This is a genomic window from Paenibacillus sp. FSL K6-1122 (assembly GCF_037977015.1).
Taxonomy (GTDB): domain Bacteria; phylum Bacillota; class Bacilli; order Paenibacillales; family Paenibacillaceae; genus Paenibacillus; species Paenibacillus amylolyticus.
This window is the reverse complement of record NZ_CP150272.1, coordinates 2,685,589-2,700,704: the sequence shown is the minus strand read 5'-3', so window position 1 is coordinate 2,700,704 and position 15,116 is coordinate 2,685,589. Positions and strand designations below refer to the sequence as shown.

Genomic DNA, 15,116 nt, shown 5'->3' with positions numbered 1-15,116 from the left:
TCCACAGTTATTCATTGAGGCATAGTGTGATCCGCTCCATCTCACATTTAACATGTCTGAAGAATAGCGTTTGCCAGAGTTTGATATCACTGTGAATCCATGTACACTGTACTGAGCTGCTTGTAGTAAATTCATATTCCCACCTCTAATAATTTCCTGTTGCAATGGCATAGGCCACACTTCTCTTTAGTACCTGAACATCCTTGATTATGTTTTCTTCATGAAGGATCTCGTTTTGTAATTCTTTAATTCTTTTTGCACACATCTCTTTTACATTCTCAGAACGTGTAATGAGTTGCTTGTATTTAAGTGCAGCAATCTCAGCTTCATTTTTAGCTTTGGAATATTTAATCTTCTTGCGTTTTGCCAGTTCTGTTCTATGTATTTTTCTGAATTCTTTTTTGTATAACTCTTCAACTCTGTCTCGAAACGTAATCTTCTTATGTTCTTTTCCAATATCTCTTTCGATTGGATACACCGTAGTAATTTTCACAGGATCTAATCCAATATGAATAGCAACTGTATGATTGAAAACGTACATGTGCGAATCAACTCCGAATTGATCTGGTACAATTCCGATGTATTCAGAGCTTTTCAATAATGATCTGACATAATCAGTAGCCATCTTTTTGTTTTTGCTGTATTCAGGGAATCTTTCCTGCATTCTTTCAAAGCCGTGAGTAGAGAGTTCAATAGTTTTAGGATATTCCATGTTAATCATCTCCTTTTTATGTTGGTAGTGCATTGTTATATGCAGTATTTATTTTGATGAAAGACGGCTTTCATTTAAACAACTACCTTACCTTCCAATCGATCGTATGCTGCCTTTACACGTTCTGAAACTTCTATGTATGAGTTCTTGTTTTGATATAAATCTACTACCTCATCATTTTCAACAATAAATCGATTGTAGTAATACTGGATGTGTTTCTTGTTTCCTTCAAGTTTAATTACCTGACCTAGCGTCACACACTTCTTAATTTTGTATCTCACATCCTCAAACGAATCACAGCTCAGATAACTCTTCATGCAAAGCTGACTGTATTTATCGATAACACTTGTTTTAATTTTCATATGTATTATTGGTCTCCTTAATGTTTATATCGTTCATCAATATATGTATAGGACAACTCTTTTTCCTGATCATACCTTCCTTGTTCGTAGCACATCTCTCTGTGTGCTTCACGAATACTCTCAAATGACTTGCTCCAGAATAAATATCGGATTAGTTTGTTAAACATATGTATCCATCACCCTTTCAGCGACATAATTAGTATTGTTATAAAATTGAATAGTGAGTGGCTAACTATTGGAACAATCAAGCTGTCACTCTTCTTGTAGTACCAACACCATACGAACCCTAGAAATACATAACCTGCAAAGACATTTAGGTTGAAGTGTGGTATTGCAAATACTACTGAGCTAATTAAAGCGGACAACACGAATCCTAACTTAACGTTTAACTTCTTAAATATGAATCCTCTGCATATGTACTCTTCGATGATGGGACTAAATGTAACACTATAGATATATAAGACTGGAATGTTGATTTCTACATTCGCTATTGCTGCCGTTTCAAAATATCTAGTTGTCAATGAGTTAATAAGGTTGAATCCGATAAAAGCAAACGCTGTTGAATAATAAATGTATTCCATATTATTTATTTGTTTTAAATTATTCAACTCATCCACTAATCGTGCTTTATTCTTGATAATAAACCATAACAACAGTGTTGGCGGTATGAAGATTAGAGCTATTTTTAAAATTATCAATCACCTTCTCGTCCATTTAATCCCCTCCTATAGAAAAAAGTACAGGTTCTCTTTGACCTGTACTCATCTTATCATTTATTCAATTAGTTGTCTAGTATTATTTTATCATAATTAAATGATTCTTTTAATGTATTTTACTCTTAGCTTATATGTTGTTACATCTTCAGTGGCCTCAATCGTTTGCTCTGTAACAATGTCCCATTCATTCTCATCAAAGAGTGGAAAATAAGAATCACCATTGAATGTGTGTTGAATCTCATTGATAAACATTGAATCAACAAGTGGCAAAAACTGTTCATATATTGATGATCCACCTATTATAAATGTGTCCTGATTAGATTCATTTATATAATCATACACTTCACTTATATTGTTGACTACGATACAATCTTTTGCAGTGTAATTGCTGTCAGAAGTGAGTACAATGTTTGTTCGATAGGGTAGCGCTTTACCAATTGATTCGTATGTTGTTCTACCCATTACCACATTTTTGTTTAGTGTCATCTCTTTAAAGTATTTAAGATCCCATGGAATATGCCAAGGCAATCTACCCATATCACCAATTAATCGATTTTTATCCATAGCAACAATAATTGAAACTTTACTCATACTGCAATTGGAGCTTTAATGCCCGGATGATACTGATAGTTCTCAAACTCAAAATCTTCAAACTTATAATCAAAAATAGAATCCGGCTTACGCTTGATTACCAGCTTAGGTAAAGCATAAGGTTCACGCTCCAGCTGAGTTTTAACCTGATCAACATGGTTAGAGTAGATGTGAACATCCCCTCCAGACCAGATGAAATCACCTACCTCCAGATCACATTGCTGGGCGATCATATGAGTCAAGAGCGCATAACTCGCGATGTTAAACGGTAATCCGAGGAACGTATCCACGGAACGCATCGTAAGCATACATGATAATTTACCCTCTGCAACGTAAAACTGAAACGCAAAATGACAAGGTGGAAGTTTCATATTGTTGATCTCAGCCACATTCCATGCACTGACAAGGTGACGACGTGAATCCGGATTATTTTTGATCGAATCAATGACTGCTGAGATCTGATCAATTTTTTCTCCGTTTGGTGCTTCCCACGTACGCCACTGTGAGCCATATACTGGGCCAAGATCACCGTTCTCATCTGCCCAGTCGCCCCAAATCTTCACACCATTCTCTTCCAGATAAGAGATATTGGTATCACCACTCAGAAACCATAACAGTTCATGAATAACCGATTTGAGATGAATTCGTTTGGTTGTTACCAGCGGAAATCCTTCGGAAAGATCATAATGGAGCTGTCTGCCAAATACAGATTGTGTTCCTGTTCCTGTACGGTCTCCTTTATGCAAGCCGTTGTTCAGAATATCCTGTAGTAGTTCTAGATAGTTTTTCACTTAAGACGCACACCCTTCGCAAGCAATATAATTGTCACCGACTTTCTTGCTGATGGCGATAACTTTGCCCAGCTTGATATCAGACTCATCTGTAAACTCCAGATCGGCTATACGTGCAACGATCAGTGCAGCAGCCTCTTCCTTGCTTGTTGCCATTTGACTAAACTCGGATTTTTCGCCTGTTGATACAACCTCATATAAATACGTATATCTCATCATTTTGTGTATTCTCCTTTTAGTTTCTTATGTCTTTTTTTGTTTTTCTCTTAATGTTCAAATGAAAAGGCAGTGGATTAACCACCGCCCATATGTATTAGTTAAATCGTAATGTTCCCAAATCAATCTGGCGCTTGATTTCCTTCTCAATCTTTAGTTCTGGCGCTTCCCATCCATCGGGTTTAATTACTTTACCAACTTCGTTATAATGCGGCTTTCCATCTGGAAAGATTTTGGATAAGTTTGCACTATGGACAATATCGAAAATCTCATCAGGGATAACCGATGCCTCAACAAGTCCACCTTCAGCAAAGTATTTAATGTCAATCAGAGCATCAACTTGTCCAATTAGTCGATCTTCGGGAAACGGTTTGGTTAGTTGCTTATCGTATGTATCATAAATTGAATTAATAAGGTTGTGTACAAATTCATTAAACCTTGTTTTGTCACCATCAGATGATGCATATAGTAGCTCAACTACTTCTTCCATAATAAAATTGGCTCTATTTGTAACTAACTTATCATCTAATGCTGTGGGTGTTTCTGGTGCTGGACAGTTAAATGCTTTTTGAAACTCTCGTACCTTCATAAAATCAGTTTTATTATTAATTGAGTTTGTCATATCTATGTATCTATCTCCCTTTTACAAATCATCAAATCCGTTATCATCGCCAACTTTACCATAGTTACGAGACTTAGCCTCGAAGAAATCGGTTTTTGTTGAGTTCAAAGCTTCATCCGAAAACGGCTTAATCCAAGGCATGCAGTTTACATCTACGCCTTCGTATGCTTTTCCCATGCCCATCAAGGTAAGTCTTTTATTTGCAGTGTATTTGATGTAGTCACTTAGTTCATTTAGATCAATACTTTCAATCTCCTTGAGAGTGTAGTACCCCCAATTAGTCTCTAGCTGGACAGCTTTATCAATTGTTTTATAGATATATTCAATATTGTCTGGTGTGTTAAGCTCAGGAAAGTCGATCAGTAACTGTTTGAATACCTCTGCGAAAAAGTAGCAGTGTTGATTCTCATCTCGCATAATATAGGATATCATTTGAGATGTTGCCATCATTTTTTGGTCACGAGCTAGATTATAGAAAAATGCAAACGTTGTATAGAAAAAGATACCTTCTAGAATCAAATCAGCAACCATTGACTTAAAGAACGTTTGTGGATTGGGGTTGTCACGGAACTCCTGATAAATATCTGAAATGAATTGGTTTCGCTCAAGTAATACGGGATCATGTTTCCAATACTCAAAGATTTCTTTCTGTTCTTGATCAGATACAATCGAAGAAAGTACATAAGAATAAGACTGATTATGTACTACTTCTTGCTGTCCAATGATTGCAGAGATTGCTTCCAACGATGAATCCGTAAAGTAACGTTTTACGTCACCAACAAACATTGTTTGCATTGAATCCAATACTGCCAGTAGCGATATGTTAATCTTGAATGTATCCTGTTCCACTTTACTAAGTTGAGCAAACTGTGAAGCGTCTTTAGACATAGGAATTTCATCTGCAATCCAATGATTAAGTAACAAAACTTTGTATAGTTTATACATGTGAGGCATTCGGATATCGTTCCAGTTAAGGATGCCCGAATTTTCCCCCTCGATAATACGTGTAGATTTGTTTGGTGCTTCTGTGTTGAAGATTTTCTGAATTTTCAATTACGTATTCTCCTTATATTTAACTAGCGCATGACTCGTGGCCTTAAACTGTTAAAGCTCTACTTCTAACATAGTAGGTAGTTTTCATACCAGCTCTCCATGCATGAAGATGAAGTGCTAAGAAGTCAGTTGCTTTGATTTCTGGTCGAACATAAAAGTTAAAACTTTGCCCCTGATCAACGTGCCGCTGACGAGCAGCCGCCATATTAACGGAAGCATGTTGATCCACCATGAACGCCGTTTGGTAATAAGGGCTTGTTTTTTCGGACAAATCAGGAGCTGGATTTGCGATCTTATATGTGGTCTTTTCTTCATATGAAATTAATTCATATAGTGGATCAATCGATGCGGTTGAACCAGCAATAATTGATGTAGATCCATTTGGGGCAATAGCAAACATCCAAGCATTGCGGACACCGTTTTGTTGTACTTCAGCTTGCAACTCTTTCCACTGTTCGGTGGTTATGTATTTTCCTTCTCGTTCACCTGAAACATAATCTCTTTTAACAAAATATTCTCCTGTGTCCCAGTCAGAGCCTTTAAATTTAGGATAATGTCCTTTTTCTTTGGACAGATCCATACTTGCTTTAACAAGTAGATAGTTAATTTTTTCATACAGATTATCGTTATACGTTACAGCTTCTTCAGACTCCCAATGAATGCCTTCGAGAGCAAGCAGGTGGTGAAGTCCAAACGTTCCTAATCCAACAGCTCTATACTGTGCATTCGTGTATTGGGCTTGCAGTACATCAATATTGTTAATGTCAATCACATTATCCAACATTCGAGTTTGAATTGGGACAAGTCGCTCAAGAACATTATCTGGTACTGCTGTAGACAAGTTAATGGAGTTGAGATTGCATACTACAAAGTCGCCGGGAATTTTAGAGATAATGATACGCGTTTGACCGTCTTTAGTTACCAATTCTTCTTTTTCAACTACAGTAGGAGATTGGTTTTGCATAATCTCTGTACAAAGATTTGAGGAAAATACCATTCCATGTGCACCGTTAGTATTCGCGCGATTCACTGTATCACGATAGAACATATATGGTGTCCCAGTCTCCAATTGAGACTTCATCACACGCTTCATAATATCAATCGCTTGAACGGTGATTCTTTGTAGTAAGGGGTGACTTACTGCTTCTTCATATTTTTCTCTGAAGGTTCCTTTGCCCAATTCCTCGTCATAGAAGTCTTCCAATCCAAGTGGTCGTCCATTACTATCTTTCCATCCCATAATAGACTTTACTTCGTGTGGACAGAACAAACTCCATTCTCCTCGACTCTCAACTCTTTCCATGAATAAGTCGGGAAGGCAGATACCATGGAAGATATCGTGTGCTCTCATTCGTTCATCGCCATTATTGAGCTTCAGATCAAGAAAAGCTAGGATATCACGATGGAATACATCCAAATAAACCGCAATTGCACCTTTGCGTGTACCAAGTTGGTCTACGCTGACCGCTGTATTGTTTAGTTGGCGAATCCAAGGCACTACACCTGAACTCGTATTCTTGTGTCCTCGAATATCAGAGCCCCTTGCTCTAACTTTACCAAGATAGACTCCAATTCCTCCACCTGTTTTACTTAGTCGTGCTACATCAGTATTTGAATCAAAGATGCCTTCAAGTGAGTCATCTACAGTATCAATGAAGCAGCTTGAGAGTTGTCCAGCCACTTTTTTACCTGCATTAGACATTGTTGGTGTTGCAGCAGTCATATATAGGTTACTCATTGCCCAGTAGGATTCTTTGACTAGATCCATACGTTTATCTTCAGGTTCTTGATGCATTAGATACATCGCAATAACCATATAACGCTCTTGAGGTAACTCCATTAACTTTCCATCAAAGTCATGCGCCAGATAGCGTTCTGTTAGGGTAAGCAATCCAATATAATCGAACAGCAGATCATGCTCTGGGTTAATGTACTCTCCCAACTCCTCTATCTGTTCCTTTGTATAGCAGGTGAGAAGCTCTTCTCTAAAGATTCCTTTTTCAACTAAAGTTTGGATTAGAGGATAAAATGAACCGTATGCCTCATCAACATATGATTTATATTTTCGATTGTTTGCAGTCTTTTTATAAAGCTTTGTCAGGAGTCCTCTTGCAGCAACAAATTTCCAATCTGGTTCTTCTTTTGTGATCAAGTCCAGAGCTGTCATCGAGAATGCTTCACTGATTTCTTCTGCTGTTACCTCGTCACGTCTCAATTTACTATTAACACCTTTGATCAACTTTTCCTTGTCTAAGTCAAATCCACTCATTACTCTGTCTGCATATGTATTAATTCTATTCTCATCAAAAGCTAGTTGTCTGTTATTCGGTTTGTTTACTAATCGGGGCAACTAAACATCTCCTCTGTCTATGTATGTCTGTGTAAAAGAATTATTTCATTAAATCATATGTATTATTTATGTGTACATCTCTTCAACCTCTAAAACAGAGATTCTATCTCCAATATTGAAAACATGATTTTGTTTAAAGAACCTTGCCATTGCATACTCAACAGCAACCTGTCTCATCACATGAGTTGTAACTGGACTATCTCCTGCCATTTCATAACAATCTTCCTCGTCTACATTCACGTAAAATTCTAAATCTTCATATTGCTCTCCAAAATCGTGTTGCAAATATACATTATACTGCACTATCATCACCTCCTTGAGTTAATCGTCCCAGAGCTCAATCAACTCTATAATGGAATTTACCAATAGTGAAACTGTATTTACCAAGATAGATATTGACGTATGACTCTCTCTCATTATCGCCCCATTCATCATTGGTGTTAAAATTCATACCAATAAGAAAGGTTCCCCTGTCGTAGCAATGTTTCTCAAATCGCCATCCATATTTAGAATACAATTTTTCACCTTCTATGTATTGTAGTCACTTTCTGTCTCTGGTGTGGAATACTACTCGACTAAATTCATTCCAAGCATTACTCCACACCTCTTCACCATACTTATCAAACTCATCGAATTGCTTTTTTCCTATTTTCTTTTTCATCGTTTTGCTAATGTAACTGTCTTCGTGCAATAAATGCTCAGTATCTGTGCCAATGTCATCTTTAAAACATTCGATCAGAACTCTAGACAAACTAAGTGTTGCTTCGTTTAGTTGAATTGCTTCTCCACTCCTTACTATTCTCTTTCATTTTTTGCATTGACAAGAAAGTCTTTACTTCAAAGAATTCTTTTACTGACTGATCGATGTCATCAGCCTTTTGAGTGAGATGTTGTTGATCAACAGCCATATTCAAAGCTTCCAAACTTTTGTTTAATATATCTAGTGATTTTTGAAGCCGAGTATTTCTATTCATCTTCAACACCTCTTCTTTGTTGTTGTCTACTCTTTCATTATACCCTCAAATTCTAATATCGTCAATATTATTTTATCATAATTGAATTGTTTATTTTCCTCATTAATCCCTAGGAGGTACGTTGAATTTAATTGTACCAAACAACGTATCATTTGCGCTTCCGGTAAAGTTATCCAATAGGTGCCCATTCTCTTCATCTGTGTGCTCAATAATCAATACATTGTACTTTTGATCATAATGCATACCGCCCAGTCTAAATACAACTGGAATGCTCAATGAAGAAGCTGCTACTGTAATGGCTTCGACTAGTTCTGATTCGTGCTTTTCTCTAATGGTATTATATGTGCCATTAGGTAAAGTGATAGTGTATGGAGTCCCGTCTACACTAAATGTGAATGTATTGTTGCTTGCTGTGATTGTGACTTGATTATGGATATCTACAGATCCCCAAACTTGTTGTCCGTATGTAGCTATTTTCTCCATCTCCTTTATTGGTTCAATATTATATTTCTATGTAAAAGGTACATTTCAAAGAGTTAATCTACAAGGCCAATACTAACTAGATATTTGTACTGTAAATCCACAATAAGAGAGATTTCTTCTTTAGAAATATGAGATATTCCTTTCTTCATAAGTTCTCTCCAAATGAAATGAGCTTCTTCCTCTGTATTAATAGAATGAGGTTGCTCTTCTAATGCTCTAGGCATATAAATAATATCTCTATCGCTTATGTGTTCAGATATATGTTTCCTGTAAGTGCAGGTATACATAACACCATCAAGTCCAAAATCGATGTCATGAACTTCGTAAAATCCTTTGCTGGCTATCCTGTCATCAATAATAATTGCAGAATCATTTTTGTGTTCAATAATATCCCATACTTCAGATTCCTTAAAAGCCTTGGTTTCCATTTAAAATCAGCCAACTCTCTTTAAATGTGCATTTTAATCAATCGCGTATCTTTTGATTGTCTTAGTAATATATGCAATCTCAAATGTATCGAATCCCAGTTTTTTTGCTTCTTGGGCGACAATATCAGGAGACGGATTTGAATCATGATATGATTTGTGTAAAACGGCATCATAGCCTAATAGGGCAAAGTCTTCGGCGTTCATCATCTCTATTCTAAAATAGTCAAGAGTCTCTTCATCATATTGCTTCATATAGTCCACCTCTCTTAAATAAATTCGGTTTCGTACTCATAGTTTGGATCTGCCTTCTGGAGCTCTCTCAATTTCTCAGCTATCTTTTCACCAATCTTTTCATATCTTCCCTGCTGCTCATGATATTTGTTTTTCAGGTTCAAGGCTTTATCATATTCCCAGTCATAATCACTATGTAGATTTTCAAGTTCTCGTACAAGCTCTTTTACTTTGTTATCCATTTATTAATCCCCCTATTCGTTACGAGCGATTCCAGCGTTAGCCCAGAATACTACCTGCTCAAGATTTGTCATTGCTAATGATTTTTCACGACTATTGGGTACTGATTCTTCCAACAGGTAAGCCAACTCTTTTGCTGCTTCTCGAATCTCTTCATACTTTTGAGGTTGACCTTCTTTTGGTGAATGGTAAGAAAAGTTGTTTTCAATCTGTGTGTTCATATATCTGTCTCCCTTATAATTAGTGTTGTGAGTTTAGACTGCTTCCCCTAGGTCTTCGAGCTCTTTTTTAACCTCATCCAAATCTTCTTCTACTTCCTCAATTCGACGTTCATATGTTTCGATTACATCCTTTAGATCATAATATCGATCCCATAATTTATCGATTATGATTTCCTCATTTGTCATTTATATCCCTCCAACGGTCTTGATAAAATTTGACTTTCATCAACATTTCCACTTCTAAAAACCCTTATGTATCAACGATTTCTAATTCTCAAGTAGCGCCAAAATTTCATGATATGCAGTCATCCTACCAAATCTCCTTCCATGACTACATCCCATCTCATAGCAATCATCGAAGTTCCCACCTGCCCATTCTTCAGGGTTGTAATCTTCTTCAATGTCCTTATTGATGTCATCGATATACTCTTGTAGTACATCAATCTTATTTCTTAGTACTTCAACAATATCCATATACACCTCTCCTTATCTGTTCAACATCTCAGCAATCTCATTAAGTTCCAACTCAACTTTTTTATCATCGGAAAGCAACTTATCAAGCTTCGACTCCATGAGTCTAAGTTTCTGCTCTTCATCTTTACTATTGATAAATTCAAGTTTAGACTTTAAATCTCCAATCCAATCTGCAATGTTATAGCCACTAATGACATATTGATCAAGCAACTCTAATTCAATAGCTGATGCAGCATACGAATTAAGTTTTACTAGTAAAAAAATGAGTTGTTCCTTGGTCAGAGTTTGAATGTTAATTCTCACTCCATCTAGTTCTATGGAACAGTTGGTTACAGGAGTAAACTTTTTAGATTTACCTACTGATTTTTTCTTTTCCTCAATCTGTTTTTTCAATTCAAGAATCTTACTATCGTTTAAGTTTGCCATTTTATTTAACCCTCCTATAAATCTTACCATTTTCTAAATATTCGTTTTTGTAAACTGGTTCATATAGATTGAATACATCCAATACGTTGCCTACATAAAGCTTTTCATATTCAGTTTTATCTTTATCCCATTTACCTTCTTTATAGAATTGCTTGGTTTTTAAGTCGTAACTAAGTTCCTCTCGAATTTCCGGGGCTTTGTAGATATCAAACCTGCTTCCCCATCGACTATCCGTGAATTCGGTTGTATTCACTCGCTCTACAAACTCATCTAAAGAATAACTAATCCATTCATCCCTAGATTCATCTCGATGAGAGTAATTTGTTTGTCTTTCTAACCAATCAAAATACTCAGAGTATTCAGGGGCACACTCACTTGAAACACATTCAATGAACCTATCTCCTAACGACTTAACGGTAAGAAGCCTTAAAAAGCTTTTACCTCCACTATATTCTTCCTCTCGCACAAAAAAGTAATGTTTTCCTTTGGAGATTTTATGATAAACATAACTGTAATTCGTTCTATTCCAGTAACCGTTTGACCTGCTCTCCTCTTCTACTCTCTCGGATTTAGTTTCTTTCAAGTCAAATTTCCCCATAAATATCCATTCTTTATTATCCTTATATTTATATGTCCCACCAATAGATAAATCTTTTGACTTAATATAGTTCTTCTCGTGTAAGATAGTATTAAATGCACTAATCTCTTTATAGTCTGGAGAATCCACAGGTAAAAGCACGAGGTCTTTACCATCCCATCCATAAATGAACTCACCTTCTAATCCCTTACCTTTGATGGAGTTGGCATTCTCCAGTATGTATAGGAGGTTCTCAATTGTAATTTCAAACTCAAATCCTCTTGGATCATATACACGCACATAGGCTTGACGATGGTTCCAGTCAGATACATAATCTCCAACTTTCTTATTCAATACAAAACCTGATGTTGGGATATTCTCGTGGTCAACAGGGTCAATTTTCTTATCTCGCCAATTCTCCCATGAAGTCTCTTTGCGAACCTTTCCTTTTACATCATAATAAGTAACGTATGCCAACGTTTTGGTATATGTATTTTCTCTATTCTGAAATCCTATTTTAATTTTCTGTGGTACAAATATGTTCGTTTTTATTGTTAGAACCTCCCCAATTTCCTCATTTACCCTGTTCAATAACTCTAATTATTTCAATATATTTTTCGTTATCTCCCTTGCGATGCTGCCCCTTACTAATCCAATCGCTACTAAACTTACCGTACTTTTTCTCATTGTAGAGCCACTTCATTTCAGTAATCGCTTCTTTAAAATTACTCAAACCTGCAAACAAAATGAGGACTGGAAACAATAATGTGGTCATTATAATTGCTTTTTTACTTGAAAACTGGTGCAGCATTACTCTGTGCTCGTTATAAAAGTACTCATATGTTGTATTCCACTTTCTCTTCCTATTGGGGAAAAGATGATTATGCTGTTTCTTAGTAATCTCAAATTTTTTATAGCCACGCTCTAGAGGATCATCATATGTATATTCTTTTTTACTCAAGTATTTATAAGTCTCCTTTCCTATGAATTACGCCTTTCACAGAAACTTATAGTCTAAATCTCCAATCTGAACGATTACTTTCATCTCATTCTCGTCACAATCTGAAGCATAAAAGCCATATTTAGTCGCTGGAGAATTGTGTAATTTGTAGATTTCACCTTTTCGATGAACAATTGAACTTCTATCCAAAGGCGAAAACCAGTCCTTTAGACAAACAATCTGACTGAAAATTTGCACTCCCATAAGCATATTCTTCTCCTCACTTAGTTTTTGTTGTAAATAATCATCCTTATTGTCTTCTATGTATTTCATTGCTTCCTTTATACTCACTTATTCGCTTCCTTTCCTCTGAAATTATCCTTTCACTGAAATACATCGCTTGGATTTTTTGGTCTTCCCCTAAACTCGCACCTTTCGGCGGGACACTTACACTCATCAGACACCCATGCATCACATTGCTCACAATAATAACTATCATATGAATCCATATAATGAACTGTTGGCATATCACGGTACATCATCTGAGCGGGATATCCACAACCACATTCATTCTTCATTTTCATCCAATCCTTTCTTGATCAAATCTCACATTTATTAAAACCTATGGCTTGTGAATTACCCATACACCATCGTCTTCTAGAAAGTAATATAATTCACTCATTGATAGTGAGTTGACTACCTCGTCCCAAGCCTGACCTTCGAATCCGAACTCGTCTTCACAGAAGGAAATCGCAGATTTAAAATTATCAAATTCCTTATCTTCGTCTTCTAGTTGAATAATTAACATCTAAATCTCTCCTTTGATTGTTGAATTGGTGTTGAAATATATCTTTCACTTAGAATACTAAATTGTAGATCATATACCCAAAATATGTAGTCCAGAATGTTGCAATTAGTGTACTGCTAAGTGTCACATTTTTACTATTTAGCACTTTCATCTTTTCGGCGGTAAGCTCTGAATCATTCATATCTTTAGCTTTTTTCTTTAATGAAGAATGAATCCACATAAATATAAAAAGTAAAATTGCAAGTAGTGTTGGAAACTTAATTGGATCAAATCTAATAGCAGCAATCAAATAAATTACTTCTGTGGCAGTCAGTGCTAATGCAATCATTAGCGGTAAACAACCATCCTTCATAAATCCATCAAGTAGCTTGCTTTTATAGTCATTGCCTGTTCGTCTACCTTCTGTCTCTGAAATCTCTAATAACTTCAGTTTCTTACCTGTCTCTGAAAATACAGAACCCTTAAAGACAGTGTACAAATTTAAAGCAAAGAATAAAATTGACAGAAAAATCATCATGTAGTTAAATCGCTCCTATTGTTTTATGGATGAATCCAAGCACAAATCTCATCTGCACAAAGCAACTCACAAAGTTGATTTAGATTGCATTTTCGTTTAACGGCATCCCACATAGAACCCTTATAACCAAACTCTTTCTCACAGAATTCTACAGCTTCGTCTACTTCAGTAAATGTCTTCTCTTCGTTCTCCAAATCGATAATCAACATTTCTCATTTCTCCTCTATGTATGTTTGCTAATTTCGTATTTATCGTGAATAATATCCAATGCTTCTTGTAGCCCAAGAATTTTACCTTCGTATGCCACTGGATCTGATTCTTTGTAATAGTTAAGTGAAATCTCAATCTCTTCGAAGATCTTTTCGATTAATTCATCCATATATGTATGCCTCCTTTCTAGAAACGAACAGTTGGATAAGGATCGTAAAAATCTTTCTTTTTGCTTTGATACAAACTCCAGTTAATAAACTCATCAGACAGTTTACGGCTCTTCATTTCTTCTAGATTGGCAATCTCAATATTAATTTTCCGCTGCTTTGTTCGTAGAACTTCAAGTTTGTTTGTAATATCTAGGTAGCTCAACTCAGGATACATTTACTTACCTCCCTTAGATTTAACAAATGGAATATGCAACACCATTAATGCACTTGCTGGAGCCATCAACTGAGTGATAATTACTCCTATTATCTTCCCGATTTCTGTGTAAGGCTTTAGTAAAAATATAAACTGAGCTAGATAATAGTAAATGAATCCAATTACTAACCATAGAAATATAAACTTTAAAATCAATAAAGCTGCTTTAATTTTTCTCGCCTCCAAATCTCAATAAAGCCACTATTTTACTTATAATTATTAACTGCTTATCTCAATCCAAAGTGACGCTTTCTGTCATACAGTGGTCTAATACTCTCACCATGATTAATCCAATATTGAAGATCCATCAATTCTGCTTGTTTAGCTAGAAAGACTTCTCTTTTTTGCTTATGTTCATTGGTGTCAAGCTTGTACACCTTCTCTTTATGAAACTCGCAGTCTTCAAGCATCTGCTCAATTTGCTTCAAGAGTTTTTTCTTCCTGAGAAAAATGATCCATCGCCTCGCTTTCAAATCAAACTTGTTTTTATAAACTTTCTATCTGCTTGGCAGCTTTAAATAAAGATACCATTTCAAGATCATCTGTGATAAGCAGCGCCAACGAGTTAGACTTTTTCTTCCAGACTGAACCTTCGTAGATATCGAGATGACCAAGAGTAAGTTGACTATGTTCAAGTCCTAATTTGCTGGTTAAAAATTTGACCATTTCATCTGCAAGCTCACGACTACTTAACTTTATATTTAATTTAGAAAAATCTATCGATGCCATTTCAGATCTCCTTTTTTATTGA

At 35.9% G+C, this 15,116-nt stretch carries 28 protein-coding genes; all 28 read right to left on the bottom strand.

From position 1 onward, the window contains the following. Positions 1 to 145: 145 nt before the first annotated feature. Entirely contained in the window at positions 146 to 712 is a 567-nt protein-coding gene (locus tag NSQ20_RS12445) for a hypothetical protein (protein WP_340032664.1), read from the bottom strand. Between the two features lie 74 nt (positions 713 to 786). Next, positions 787 to 1,074, bottom strand: coding sequence for a hypothetical protein (locus tag NSQ20_RS12440; protein WP_340032663.1), 288 nt, complete (start codon positions 1,072 to 1,074; stop codon positions 787 to 789). A gap of 809 nt (positions 1,075 to 1,883) precedes the next feature. Then, entirely contained in the window at positions 1,884 to 2,381 is a 498-nt protein-coding gene (locus NSQ20_RS12435; protein WP_340032662.1) for a dihydrofolate reductase, read from the bottom strand. After that, a complete protein-coding gene (gene thyA, locus NSQ20_RS12430) occupies positions 2,378 to 3,172 on the bottom strand; it encodes a thymidylate synthase (RefSeq protein ID WP_340032661.1) in 795 nt (264 codons plus the stop codon). Before thyA ends, NSQ20_RS12435 begins: the two co-directional genes overlap by 4 nt. Then, positions 3,173 to 3,391 carry a hypothetical protein gene (locus NSQ20_RS12425; protein WP_339193786.1) on the bottom strand — a complete coding sequence of 73 codons (219 nt, stop codon included), beginning with the start codon at positions 3,389 to 3,391 and terminating at the stop codon, positions 3,173 to 3,175. Positions 3,392 to 3,485: 94 nt separating this feature from the next. Further along, positions 3,486 to 4,010 carry an HAD family hydrolase gene (locus NSQ20_RS12420; RefSeq protein ID WP_340032660.1) on the bottom strand — a complete coding sequence of 175 codons (525 nt, stop codon included), beginning with the start codon at positions 4,008 to 4,010 and terminating at the stop codon, positions 3,486 to 3,488. A 21-nt stretch (positions 4,011 to 4,031) separates the two neighbouring features. Continuing rightward, positions 4,032 to 5,063 (bottom strand): ribonucleotide-diphosphate reductase subunit beta, encoded by a 1,032-nt coding sequence (locus NSQ20_RS12415; RefSeq protein ID WP_340032659.1) that lies wholly within the window; start codon positions 5,061 to 5,063, stop codon positions 4,032 to 4,034. A 43-nt stretch (positions 5,064 to 5,106) separates the two neighbouring features. Next, positions 5,107 to 7,413 carry a ribonucleoside-diphosphate reductase subunit alpha gene (locus tag NSQ20_RS12410; protein WP_340032658.1) on the bottom strand — a complete coding sequence of 769 codons (2,307 nt, stop codon included), beginning with the start codon at positions 7,411 to 7,413 and terminating at the stop codon, positions 5,107 to 5,109. Positions 7,414 to 7,479: 66 nt separating this feature from the next. After that, positions 7,480 to 7,716: a hypothetical protein gene (locus NSQ20_RS12405; RefSeq protein ID WP_340032657.1), complete on the bottom strand. Its 237-nt coding sequence runs from the start codon at positions 7,714 to 7,716 to the stop codon at positions 7,480 to 7,482. A 449-nt stretch (positions 7,717 to 8,165) separates the two neighbouring features. After that, a complete protein-coding gene (locus NSQ20_RS12400; protein ID WP_340032656.1) occupies positions 8,166 to 8,387 on the bottom strand; it encodes a hypothetical protein in 222 nt (73 codons plus the stop codon). A gap of 102 nt (positions 8,388 to 8,489) precedes the next feature. After that, positions 8,490 to 8,870, bottom strand: a complete 381-nt coding sequence (locus NSQ20_RS12395; protein ID WP_340032655.1) for a hypothetical protein — start codon at positions 8,868 to 8,870, stop codon at positions 8,490 to 8,492. 53 nt (positions 8,871 to 8,923) lie between these two features. Next, a complete protein-coding gene (locus tag NSQ20_RS12390; protein WP_340032654.1) occupies positions 8,924 to 9,298 on the bottom strand; it encodes a hypothetical protein in 375 nt (124 codons plus the stop codon). Positions 9,299 to 9,331: 33 nt separating this feature from the next. Then, a complete protein-coding gene (locus tag NSQ20_RS12385) occupies positions 9,332 to 9,550 on the bottom strand; it encodes a hypothetical protein (RefSeq protein ID WP_340032653.1) in 219 nt (72 codons plus the stop codon). Positions 9,551 to 9,564: 14 nt separating this feature from the next. Then, positions 9,565 to 9,771, bottom strand: a complete 207-nt coding sequence (locus NSQ20_RS12380; RefSeq protein ID WP_340032652.1) for a hypothetical protein — start codon at positions 9,769 to 9,771, stop codon at positions 9,565 to 9,567. Positions 9,772 to 9,783: 12 nt separating this feature from the next. Beyond that, positions 9,784 to 9,990 (bottom strand): hypothetical protein, encoded by a 207-nt coding sequence (locus tag NSQ20_RS12375; protein WP_340032651.1) that lies wholly within the window; start codon positions 9,988 to 9,990, stop codon positions 9,784 to 9,786. A gap of 33 nt (positions 9,991 to 10,023) precedes the next feature. Beyond that, entirely contained in the window at positions 10,024 to 10,176 is a 153-nt protein-coding gene (locus tag NSQ20_RS12370; protein ID WP_340032650.1) for a hypothetical protein, read from the bottom strand. A gap of 81 nt (positions 10,177 to 10,257) precedes the next feature. Further along, positions 10,258 to 10,464 (bottom strand): hypothetical protein, encoded by a 207-nt coding sequence (locus NSQ20_RS12365; RefSeq protein ID WP_340032649.1) that lies wholly within the window; start codon positions 10,462 to 10,464, stop codon positions 10,258 to 10,260. 12 nt (positions 10,465 to 10,476) lie between these two features. Continuing rightward, complete coding sequence (locus NSQ20_RS12360; protein ID WP_340032648.1) at positions 10,477 to 10,890, bottom strand: hypothetical protein; 414 nt, start codon at positions 10,888 to 10,890, stop codon at positions 10,477 to 10,479. A 1-nt stretch (position 10,891) separates the two neighbouring features. Next, entirely contained in the window at positions 10,892 to 12,058 is a 1,167-nt protein-coding gene (locus NSQ20_RS12355; RefSeq protein WP_340032647.1) for a hypothetical protein, read from the bottom strand. Beyond that, positions 12,042 to 12,428 carry a hypothetical protein gene (locus NSQ20_RS12350; RefSeq protein ID WP_340032646.1) on the bottom strand — a complete coding sequence of 129 codons (387 nt, stop codon included), beginning with the start codon at positions 12,426 to 12,428 and terminating at the stop codon, positions 12,042 to 12,044. Before NSQ20_RS12350 ends, NSQ20_RS12355 begins: the two co-directional genes overlap by 17 nt. A 36-nt stretch (positions 12,429 to 12,464) precedes the next feature. Then, complete coding sequence (locus NSQ20_RS12345; protein ID WP_340032645.1) at positions 12,465 to 12,758, bottom strand: hypothetical protein; 294 nt, start codon at positions 12,756 to 12,758, stop codon at positions 12,465 to 12,467. Between the two features lie 271 nt (positions 12,759 to 13,029). Beyond that, entirely contained in the window at positions 13,030 to 13,215 is a 186-nt protein-coding gene (locus tag NSQ20_RS12340) for a hypothetical protein (RefSeq protein ID WP_340032644.1), read from the bottom strand. Between the two features lie 49 nt (positions 13,216 to 13,264). Next, positions 13,265 to 13,732, bottom strand: coding sequence for a hypothetical protein (locus NSQ20_RS12335; RefSeq protein WP_340032643.1), 468 nt, complete (start codon positions 13,730 to 13,732; stop codon positions 13,265 to 13,267). 23 nt (positions 13,733 to 13,755) lie between these two features. Next, entirely contained in the window at positions 13,756 to 13,941 is a 186-nt protein-coding gene (locus NSQ20_RS12330) for a hypothetical protein (RefSeq protein ID WP_340032642.1), read from the bottom strand. Between the two features lie 14 nt (positions 13,942 to 13,955). Then, positions 13,956 to 14,111 carry a hypothetical protein gene (locus NSQ20_RS12325; protein WP_340032641.1) on the bottom strand — a complete coding sequence of 52 codons (156 nt, stop codon included), beginning with the start codon at positions 14,109 to 14,111 and terminating at the stop codon, positions 13,956 to 13,958. 17 nt (positions 14,112 to 14,128) lie between these two features. Next, the gene (locus NSQ20_RS12320; protein ID WP_339193819.1) at positions 14,129 to 14,326 is read right to left on the bottom strand and encodes a hypothetical protein; all 198 of its coding nucleotides are present in this window, start codon (positions 14,324 to 14,326) and stop codon (positions 14,129 to 14,131) included. A 266-nt stretch (positions 14,327 to 14,592) separates the two neighbouring features. Next, positions 14,593 to 14,793, bottom strand: a complete 201-nt coding sequence (locus NSQ20_RS12315) for a hypothetical protein (protein WP_340032640.1) — start codon at positions 14,791 to 14,793, stop codon at positions 14,593 to 14,595. 58 nt (positions 14,794 to 14,851) lie between these two features. After that, entirely contained in the window at positions 14,852 to 15,094 is a 243-nt protein-coding gene (locus tag NSQ20_RS12310) for a hypothetical protein (RefSeq protein WP_339193822.1), read from the bottom strand. Positions 15,095 to 15,116 lie beyond the last annotated feature (22 nt).

What these genes read in the sequence shown, in the direction of transcription:
- NSQ20_RS12370 (WP_340032650.1), bottom strand. Translation starts at nt 10,176, where the DNA reads ATGACAAATGAGGAAATCATAATCGATAAATTATGGGATCGATATTAT.
- NSQ20_RS12375 (WP_340032651.1), bottom strand. Translation starts at nt 9,990, where the DNA reads ATGAACACACAGATTGAAAACAACTTTTCTTACCATTCACCAAAAGAA.
- NSQ20_RS12435 (WP_340032662.1), bottom strand. Translation starts at nt 2,381, where the DNA reads ATGAGTAAAGTTTCAATTATTGTTGCTATGGATAAAAATCGATTAATT.
- NSQ20_RS12380 (WP_340032652.1), bottom strand. Translation starts at nt 9,771, where the DNA reads ATGGATAACAAAGTAAAAGAGCTTGTACGAGAACTTGAAAATCTACAT.
- NSQ20_RS12340 (WP_340032644.1), bottom strand. Translation starts at nt 13,215, where the DNA reads ATGTTAATTATTCAACTAGAAGACGAAGATAAGGAATTTGATAATTTT.
- NSQ20_RS12445 (WP_340032664.1), bottom strand. Translation starts at nt 712, where the DNA reads ATGGAATATCCTAAAACTATTGAACTCTCTACTCACGGCTTTGAAAGA.
- NSQ20_RS12420 (WP_340032660.1), bottom strand. Translation starts at nt 4,010, where the DNA reads ATGACAAACTCAATTAATAATAAAACTGATTTTATGAAGGTACGAGAG.
- NSQ20_RS12335 (WP_340032643.1), bottom strand. Translation starts at nt 13,732, where the DNA reads ATGATGATTTTTCTGTCAATTTTATTCTTTGCTTTAAATTTGTACACT.
- NSQ20_RS12385 (WP_340032653.1), bottom strand. Translation starts at nt 9,550, where the DNA reads ATGAAGCAATATGATGAAGAGACTCTTGACTATTTTAGAATAGAGATG.
- NSQ20_RS12360 (WP_340032648.1), bottom strand. Translation starts at nt 10,890, where the DNA reads ATGGCAAACTTAAACGATAGTAAGATTCTTGAATTGAAAAAACAGATT.
- NSQ20_RS12365 (WP_340032649.1), bottom strand. Translation starts at nt 10,464, where the DNA reads ATGGATATTGTTGAAGTACTAAGAAATAAGATTGATGTACTACAAGAG.
- NSQ20_RS12320 (WP_339193819.1), bottom strand. Translation starts at nt 14,326, where the DNA reads ATGTATCCTGAGTTGAGCTACCTAGATATTACAAACAAACTTGAAGTT.
- NSQ20_RS12440 (WP_340032663.1), bottom strand. Translation starts at nt 1,074, where the DNA reads ATGAAAATTAAAACAAGTGTTATCGATAAATACAGTCAGCTTTGCATG.
- NSQ20_RS12395 (WP_340032655.1), bottom strand. Translation starts at nt 8,870, where the DNA reads ATGGAGAAAATAGCTACATACGGACAACAAGTTTGGGGATCTGTAGAT.
- NSQ20_RS12425 (WP_339193786.1), bottom strand. Translation starts at nt 3,391, where the DNA reads ATGATGAGATATACGTATTTATATGAGGTTGTATCAACAGGCGAAAAA.
- NSQ20_RS12325 (WP_340032641.1), bottom strand. Translation starts at nt 14,111, where the DNA reads ATGGATGAATTAATCGAAAAGATCTTCGAAGAGATTGAGATTTCACTT.
- NSQ20_RS12390 (WP_340032654.1), bottom strand. Translation starts at nt 9,298, where the DNA reads ATGGAAACCAAGGCTTTTAAGGAATCTGAAGTATGGGATATTATTGAA.
- NSQ20_RS12330 (WP_340032642.1), bottom strand. Translation starts at nt 13,941, where the DNA reads ATGTTGATTATCGATTTGGAGAACGAAGAGAAGACATTTACTGAAGTA.
- NSQ20_RS12310 (WP_339193822.1), bottom strand. Translation starts at nt 15,094, where the DNA reads ATGGCATCGATAGATTTTTCTAAATTAAATATAAAGTTAAGTAGTCGT.
- NSQ20_RS12400 (WP_340032656.1), bottom strand. Translation starts at nt 8,387, where the DNA reads ATGAATAGAAATACTCGGCTTCAAAAATCACTAGATATATTAAACAAA.